This window comes from Actinocrinis puniceicyclus (assembly GCF_018283645.1).
Taxonomy (GTDB): Bacteria; Actinomycetota; Actinomycetes; order Streptomycetales; family Catenulisporaceae; genus Actinocrinis; species Actinocrinis puniceicyclus.
The window spans coordinates 43,374-50,185 of the sequence record NZ_JAGSXH010000039.1 but is presented as its reverse complement, the minus strand read 5'-3'; the positions used below and the strand labels follow the sequence as shown (position 1 = coordinate 50,185).

At 73.7% G+C, this 6,812-nt stretch carries 6 protein-coding genes; 3 read left to right on the top strand and 3 right to left on the bottom strand.

The features are described 5' to 3' along the window. Window positions 1-31: 31 nt before the first annotated feature. Window positions 32-1,735: a S8 family peptidase gene (locus KGA66_RS13285; RefSeq protein ID WP_211468266.1), complete on the bottom strand. Its 1,704-nt coding sequence runs from the start codon at window positions 1,733-1,735 to the stop codon at window positions 32-34. A 294-nt stretch (window positions 1,736-2,029) separates the two neighbouring features. On the opposite strand from KGA66_RS13285, the gene KGA66_RS13280 reads away from it, so the two are divergent. Continuing rightward, the gene (locus KGA66_RS13280) at window positions 2,030-2,767 is read left to right on the top strand and encodes a helix-turn-helix transcriptional regulator (protein WP_211468264.1); all 738 of its coding nucleotides are present in this window, start codon (window positions 2,030-2,032) and stop codon (window positions 2,765-2,767) included. 47 nt (window positions 2,768-2,814) lie between these two features. Here KGA66_RS13280 and KGA66_RS13275 read toward each other — a convergent pair whose 3' ends face one another. Continuing rightward, entirely contained in the window at window positions 2,815-3,861 is a 1,047-nt protein-coding gene (locus KGA66_RS13275) for a hypothetical protein (RefSeq protein ID WP_211468262.1), read from the bottom strand. Continuing rightward, complete coding sequence (locus tag KGA66_RS13270; RefSeq protein ID WP_211468260.1) at window positions 3,858-5,240, bottom strand: COG1470 family protein; 1,383 nt, start codon at window positions 5,238-5,240, stop codon at window positions 3,858-3,860. Before KGA66_RS13270 ends, KGA66_RS13275 begins: the two co-directional genes overlap by 4 nt. 168 nt (window positions 5,241-5,408) lie before the next feature. On the opposite strand from KGA66_RS13270, the gene KGA66_RS13265 reads away from it, so the two are divergent. Together KGA66_RS13265 and KGA66_RS13260 are read left to right on the top strand one after the other, a co-directional pair. After that, complete coding sequence (locus tag KGA66_RS13265; RefSeq protein WP_211468258.1) at window positions 5,409-6,179, top strand: Pvc16 family protein; 771 nt, start codon at window positions 5,409-5,411, stop codon at window positions 6,177-6,179. A gap of 14 nt (window positions 6,180-6,193) precedes the next feature. Continuing rightward, the gene (locus KGA66_RS13260; protein WP_211468256.1) at window positions 6,194-6,718 is read left to right on the top strand and encodes a hypothetical protein; all 525 of its coding nucleotides are present in this window, start codon (window positions 6,194-6,196) and stop codon (window positions 6,716-6,718) included. Window positions 6,719-6,812 lie beyond the last annotated feature (94 nt).

Here is a 6,812-nt window from a genome sequence, read left to right as displayed (position 1 = left end):
CTCCGGGAGGGTGGGGTCGGGCAGGGTCGAGTTAGGCATCCTCGTGCTCGCCGATCCGTCGCAGGGCCCTGGTGGCACGTTCGCGCGCGGTGAGCCGGTCGGTCGAGGCGAGATCGCAGGCCGGGTCCCCGGGGTGCCGCACGGCCTGCTCAAGCAGCGCGGCGGCCAGGGCGGCGGCCAGCAGCGGGGCGGCGAAGGAGGTGCCGCTCCACACGGCGAAGCCGCCGCGGAAGTCGTCCGGGTCGAGCGTCTCGCGCAGCCGGTGCAGCCTGCTGTCCGGCGGCCCCGCGGTGATCATCGGCTCGTGGCTGCCGTTCAGGTCGGACGGGTAGGTGCTGACCACGCTCGCGCCGGTCGCCCACGCGGTGACCCAGGACCCGTCGTTGCTGAACATCGCCTTGCTGCCGTTGGGGTTCAGCGCGCCGACGCTGATCAACGGCAGCACCGGATCGGAACCCGGCTGCGTGGCGAGGGCGGCCGGGAAGTAGGGCTGTGTCGTGGCCTGGTTGCCCGCGGCGGCGACGACCGCGACGCCGAGGTCTGTCATGCCGTCGACCAGCGCGGCGAGCTGGCCGGTGTAGGCCAGGTCCGCCGGGTATTCGTCGAAGTAGCCGAGGGAGAGCGACACCACGTCGACCAGCGCTTCGGTCTCGCCGGAGGCCAGCGCGGAGCGGATCTGCGCGGTGAGCACGGCGATGGCGAGCAGCAGGACGCTCTCATGCACGATGCCGTCGGTGTGCATGATGCGGATGGAGCGCACCCGGGCGTCCGGCGCGTGTTGCCGGGCGATGCCGGCGATGAACGTGCCGTGCCCGATGTGCGTGGGCAGCGCGCCGACGCTCGGCTCAACCGGGTCGGGCACGTCCCAGTAACCTTCGAGCACCGGGAAGTCGAGGCCGCCGGTGTCGCGCACCCGCACCTCCTCGTGGTGGATCGCGGCCTGCAGCGGATCGTCGACGGTCAGGAAGCTGTCCGGGTCGGCGTCGGGCATGCCGAGCCACTCGTGCGGGCGGATGCCGGTGTCGAGGACCGCGATGACGGGACGGCGGCCGACCGGCAGGGCCTTGATGTGGGTGCGGCGCGGGGCGGGTGCCAGCATCTCGACCGGGATGCGCGCGGTCGAGCTGAAGTAGGCCCCTGATCCGGCGCTGTTACCCTCGCTGATGGGGTTGCCCTCGCTGATGGGGTTGCCCTCGCTGATCGGGTCCCCGGTGATGGTCGCGGCGCCGAGCAGGTGGTCCAGGCCGATGCGGGCGGTGTCGGCGTCCGCGGCGACGGTACGGCCCGGGTCGGCCGGCCGCGCGGCGGCGCGAATCGCCTGGAGCGCCACCCACGCGTCGACCGCCGTGGGCGGCGCGCCCTCGCGCACCTTCAGCACGACCGCGCGCGGTACGTCGGCCAGTTCCCGCAACCACGGGCGCAGCGAGGGGGCTGATTCGAGCAGCGGCGCGGGGATCTCCAGCGCGAGCCCGACGGTCGCGAGCGCCTGGTCGAGGGCTGCGACGGCGTCCGGCTTGCGTAGTAAGGAGTCCGGGATGAGCAGTGTGTTGGCGCGGTACGCCGTCGCGGACGGCGGGCGCGCTCCGGGCGCGAGCGCCGCGGCGGACGGCAGCAGGACGCGGCCGCCGTGGCGGTTCACCAGAACGGGCGACAGGTACGGCGCACCGAGATTGCCCGGTGGCTGCGGTCGCGGCTGCCGCTGTTCGTCCCGCGGCCCGCTGAAATGCACCAACATGCGTATTTCCCTCCGACCGAATCGGCCGCCCTGTGAATACTCGGGTGGAGACCCGGTGCTAATAGAGGCACAGTGCGGCGGCGCGAATACACGATTCAGGTCACGAACCCGCAACGATTCGATGGATCAAGGGGCGGCGCTCGCGCGGTTATCCGTGCTCGTACGGCGTCCGGGGGGTGGGTGTACTTCCATGTATCTGGGACTGCGGCGCGCCACTCTAATCCTTCGCCACCCGCGCGGCTCAGGAAGCAAGGGCGGCCTGGGAGAGACACGTGAAACCAAGGGGGCTCACTGATGGTTGCGACAATGACGGTCACCCGCGTCGGGCAGGACAAGGGCGCGGCACTGGGCACCGTGCTCGGGCAGGGCGCGGCGCTCGGGCAGGGTGCGGGCGCCGCGGGCCCGGTCGGCGGCACCGAGACGGTGTGCGTGCGCATCGATGCGCGCGACCCGATTTCCGAGGCGGGCGTGCGGATGCAGCTGCGGTCGCGGCCGGAGATCCGCATGGCGCACGACGAGCAGGTCGCGCAGGTGGTCATCGCCGTGACGGACACGGTGGACGAAGACGCCACGCGCTGGCTGCGCGGACTGCACCGGCACGACGGGCTGCCGGTCGTGCTGGTGAGCGGCCGGGTGGACGGCCGGGCGCTGTCGGCGCTGGTCGAGGCCGGGGTGCGCGGCGTGCTGCGCAGGCCGGAGGCGACCGCGGACCGGCTGGTCGCCGCGGTGCGCGCAGCCGCGGCCGGGCACGGCGACCTGCCGCCGGAGCTGCTGCGGCAGCTGCTCGACCACCTGGCCGGGCTCAACCGGCAGGTGCTCGGCCCGCACGGCTACTCCTTCACCGGGCTGACCGAGCGCGAGCGCACCGTGCTGCAGCTGCTGGCCGACGGGCTTTCGACCCGCGAGGTCGCGCTGCGCCTGTCCTACTCGGAGCGCACGATCAAGACCGTGATCCAGGATCTGACGCTGCGCCTGCAACTTCGCAACCGCACCCAGGCCGTGGCGTACGCGCTGCGCAACGGCTGGATCTGAGCAGGCGTTCGCCACTCTGAGCCGGTCGGGCGCAGCGCGCGCCTTCGTCAGTGCCGGAATATCAGCTGATCGCCGGAAGACGGCTGCATGGAGCCGCCCTCGACCACCACGGGGGCGGCCGCGTGCAGCGTTGCGCGGGTCGTGGTCTGCGTCGCCACGATCCGGGCCACGCCGAGGATCTGGTGCGGGGGCGCGAAGCAGAACGTGTCGATCGCTCCGGTCGCGTCGGCGGACAGCGGCGGCGCGGAGTCCGCGGTCGGCGAGCAGGCGGTCAGTGCCGCGCCGTCCGGCAGTTGCCAGGCGAGCGTCACCGGCGCTCCCGGCACGAATCCCGAACCGGTGACGTGGGTCAGGGTGCCGTCGGTGACGACCGCGGGATTCGCGGTGAGCTTGAGCGGCCCCGACCGGCAGCCGGTGACCGTGAACGTGGCGCTCGCCGGCAGCGTGGGGAAAGCGTCCACGGTCGAGGCCGACGAGGACCGCGCCGACTGGATCACCGGCGGCGGCTGACCGTAGGCGACGAGCCGGTGCGCCCCGCAGGGCAGCGCGGGCCGGCTGGCGGGTTTGCTGAAGGCCCCGTTTGCGTCGGTGAAGGAACTGTCGAAGCTGTTCTGCGCGCCGTCCAGGTTGAACGTGACGTCCCGGTCCGCGGGGAAGCCGATGCCGGTCACGGTGAAGGCCGCCGGCCCGCCGGCCGAGTCGATCGGGTCCGGCGTGATGTTCACGGTCGGGCAGTAGACCCGCACGCTCGTGGAGGCCACCACGTCCCCGGCGAAGATCAGGTTCACCGCGTCCGTGCCGCAACCCGCCGCGCCGGGCGGCACCGGCACGTCGCCGGAGTTGAAGGTGTACAGCCCCTCCCCCGCCGTCGTGCTCGTGCCACTGGCGACCTGGACGCCCTGGAGCGTGACCGTCAGCTGCTCCCCCGCGTCGGTGCCGTCCACGAACACGTCCATCGTCGTGAACTGGGCAAGGGTCGTCTCGGCCGGCGCGACGGAGATCGAGAAACCCGTCGCGGCGCCGACCGCGCCGGGGTGCGCGAGCCCGCCGCCGATCAGCAACAGCACGAGCGCGCCGCGCCGCGCGCCGCTCATGCGACCGTGTGCGACAGGCCGCTGACGAGAACCGCGGGCGTGCACGAGGCCGCCGTTCCCCCCGGCTTGTCGCAGTTGACCGAGATGTTCAGGCTCTGGCCCGCGCCGACCGTGATCGCGGTGACGAAGTGCAGGTCGTAGTCGCGGAAGTTCTCCATCCGAGTGCTGATGAGGGTGTTGCCGCCGCGGGTGATGGTCAGCGAGCCGGTGTCGCCGTTCGGGTTCTGCAACACCAGGTCGGTGACCGTGTACAGCTGGTGCGTCCCGGCGGTCAGCGAGCCGTTGGCCTTGAGGTCCACGGCGAAGGCGACGGGCGCGGGCAGGACGGGGCCGGGCGGGCTCGCGTGAGCCGAGGCGGCCGGCGAGGCGGAGGCCGAGGCCGAGGAGCCCGCGGCCGGCGACGAGCCGCCCGCGCCACCGGAGCCGGACGGGCTCGCACCGCCCGCAGCGCCCGCGCCGGCCGCGCTGCCCGCACCGCCGCCCGGCGTGAGCCCCGCCGCGGTCAGTGCCTGGTTCGCCGCGCCGGTGGCCGCGTCGCGTACGACCGGCTTGAGCACGGTGAACCACAGGGCCGTGAGAGCCACCGCGGCGAGGACCGCGAGCGCGAGGGCCTTGCCGACCCAGGCCGGCACGGCCGCCTCCTGCAGCAGGCTCGCCTCCAGCGGCGCCGGGGCGTCAGCCCTCGACGGCCCGTGCGGGCTCTGGCCGGCTGGACCCTGGCCGACTGGACTCTGAGCGTCGGGGCTCTGAGCGTCGGGGTTGTGGGCCTGCTCCGCCGGCCGGGCGGCGACGGTGAAGCGGTGCAGCACGCTCGGCCCGCGCCAGAACCGGGTGCGGGCGCGGGCGCGGGCGGTGACGAACGCCGCGGCGCCGGGGCCCACCTCGATGCGGGGCGGCTGTACGGTCACGTCGACCAGATCCTGCGCGTCGAACCCCGTCAGGTCGACCAGCACGGGGGCGTTGCCGCGGTTGTCCAGCGCGACCTGGAACCGGCCGGCTCGTCTGCCCCTGGCGCGGCCGGTGCGCGGGGACAGGTCCGCCGACAGCAGCGCTTTGCCCGCGAGCGAGACGACGCCTTCCTCGATGCACGGATGCTGCGGGTCCTCGTTCGCGCTGATCCGCACCGCGTAGGGGCGCGGGCCCGGGGCCAGCTTCGGGTCGAGCGGCGGACGCAACCGCAGCTTCGCGCTCTCGCTCTGGCCCGGGAACAGCGAGAGGGTTGCCGGCTCGACCGCCGCCCAGGCCGCGGGTTCGCCGAGGACTTGGAGGGTGAAGGAGTCGACGACCGTGCCGGTGTTGGTCACGGTGAGTTCGACCTCTGCCTCTTCGCCCGGAATGACCGGCAGCGCGGCCGGTGTCAGTGACGCTTCTGCTCCCATGGCCGCGACGGTAGGCGCGGGCGCCGCGCATCGGCAGCCGCGGACGGGCAGCGCACCGGGCGGCAGCGCCCGCCCTTGCGTGCTGCCCGAAAGGGCGGCCCGGGCGGACCTTTCGCCTGCCCGTTGCGGCCTGCCGCGGCACCGGTCGCGGGCGGCACGCTTCCCCTCGTGATCCTCGAGACCGACCAGGCGCTGCTCGCCGTGACGAAGACGCGGGTGCTGGGAAACGCAGCGGTGACCGTGACCTTCGATCCTCCGGCGCGCCCGTGGATCCAGGCGCTCAAGACACCGGCGGTGAACTTCTTCCTGTTCGACATCAGGGAGAACAGCCACCGCCGCGAGGTGATGTACGAACAGGTGCGCGACGAAGGGGGAAAGGTCGTCGGGCACCGCCCGCCGGCCCTGCGCTACGACCTGCACTACACGGTCACCGTCTGGGGTGCGCCGATCGCGATGGAGCACCGGATCCTGGCGCTGGTGCTGCGCTGCTTCGGCGCGCTGCCGACGGTGCCGCGGGCGCTGCTGCCCGAGGCGCTGGCCCGGCTGCCGCACGAGGTGCACCTGAGCACCGCGCCCGGGACCAAGCGCGGGATGTTCCTGAACCTGGCGGGCGAGGTGAAGGCCGGCTTCGAGCTGACCGCCACCGTGGCGATGCCGGTACCGGACGAGCCCGCGGCGCCCGCGGTCAGCCAGGCGCAGGTCACCGTCGGGCCGAAGCCGAACGGCCAGAGCCCGGCGGCGCCCGGTCAAGCCGCGGCGGCCGCGGGCACCGGCGCACCGGAGACGGTGCGGCACGCCGCGCCCTCGCAGCACCCTGATACAGACGGGGCGGCCGCGGGTGCGCAGCCGCCTCAGGCGGAGCCGGGCACCGCTCCGGCCTCCGCGACCGCACAGACCGCAGCTCCGGCGACTGAGCCGGCTGCCGGACCGAACCGTTGAGAGAGGAAGCAATCATGAGCGGACTGGAAGACATCCCGCTGATCGGCGACGTCGCGGGAGTGGCGATCCACGGCGCGGAGGCCGTCGGCGACGCGGTGACCGGCGACTGGGACGGCGCGGCCGACCAGGCGCAGCGGATGGCGGGCGGCGCGATCGGCGTGGCCACCGACGGCATCTCGACCGCGGTCGAGGACGTCTACGACGAGCTGGCCCCGCACGTCGGCCTTCCGGACTCGCACGAGCTGGGTCACGAGGCCCTGCAGGGCGTCGGCAACGCGCTCGGCGACGGCGTGTACGACCTCGTGCACGGCGGGGACGACCCGCTCGGCGGGGGCGACGGCGGATTCGGTGGCGCCGGTCTGGGCGACGACCCGCTCGGCGGCGGGGGCGACCTCGGCGGCTCGGACCTGGGTGGCGGATACGGCGGTGGAGCCATGAGCGGCGGCGACGGCGGCGACATGGGCGGGGCGGACATGAGCGGCGGCGACGGCTCCTACGACATGGGTGGCGACGCGGGCGGCGGCGACGTCGAGTACTGACCCGACCCCGCACCGCTTGAACGGGTGCTGATTCCGGCGCTCCGGAGCCGGGATCGGCACCCGAGGCCACCGAACACGGAAGGAAGAGCGAGCG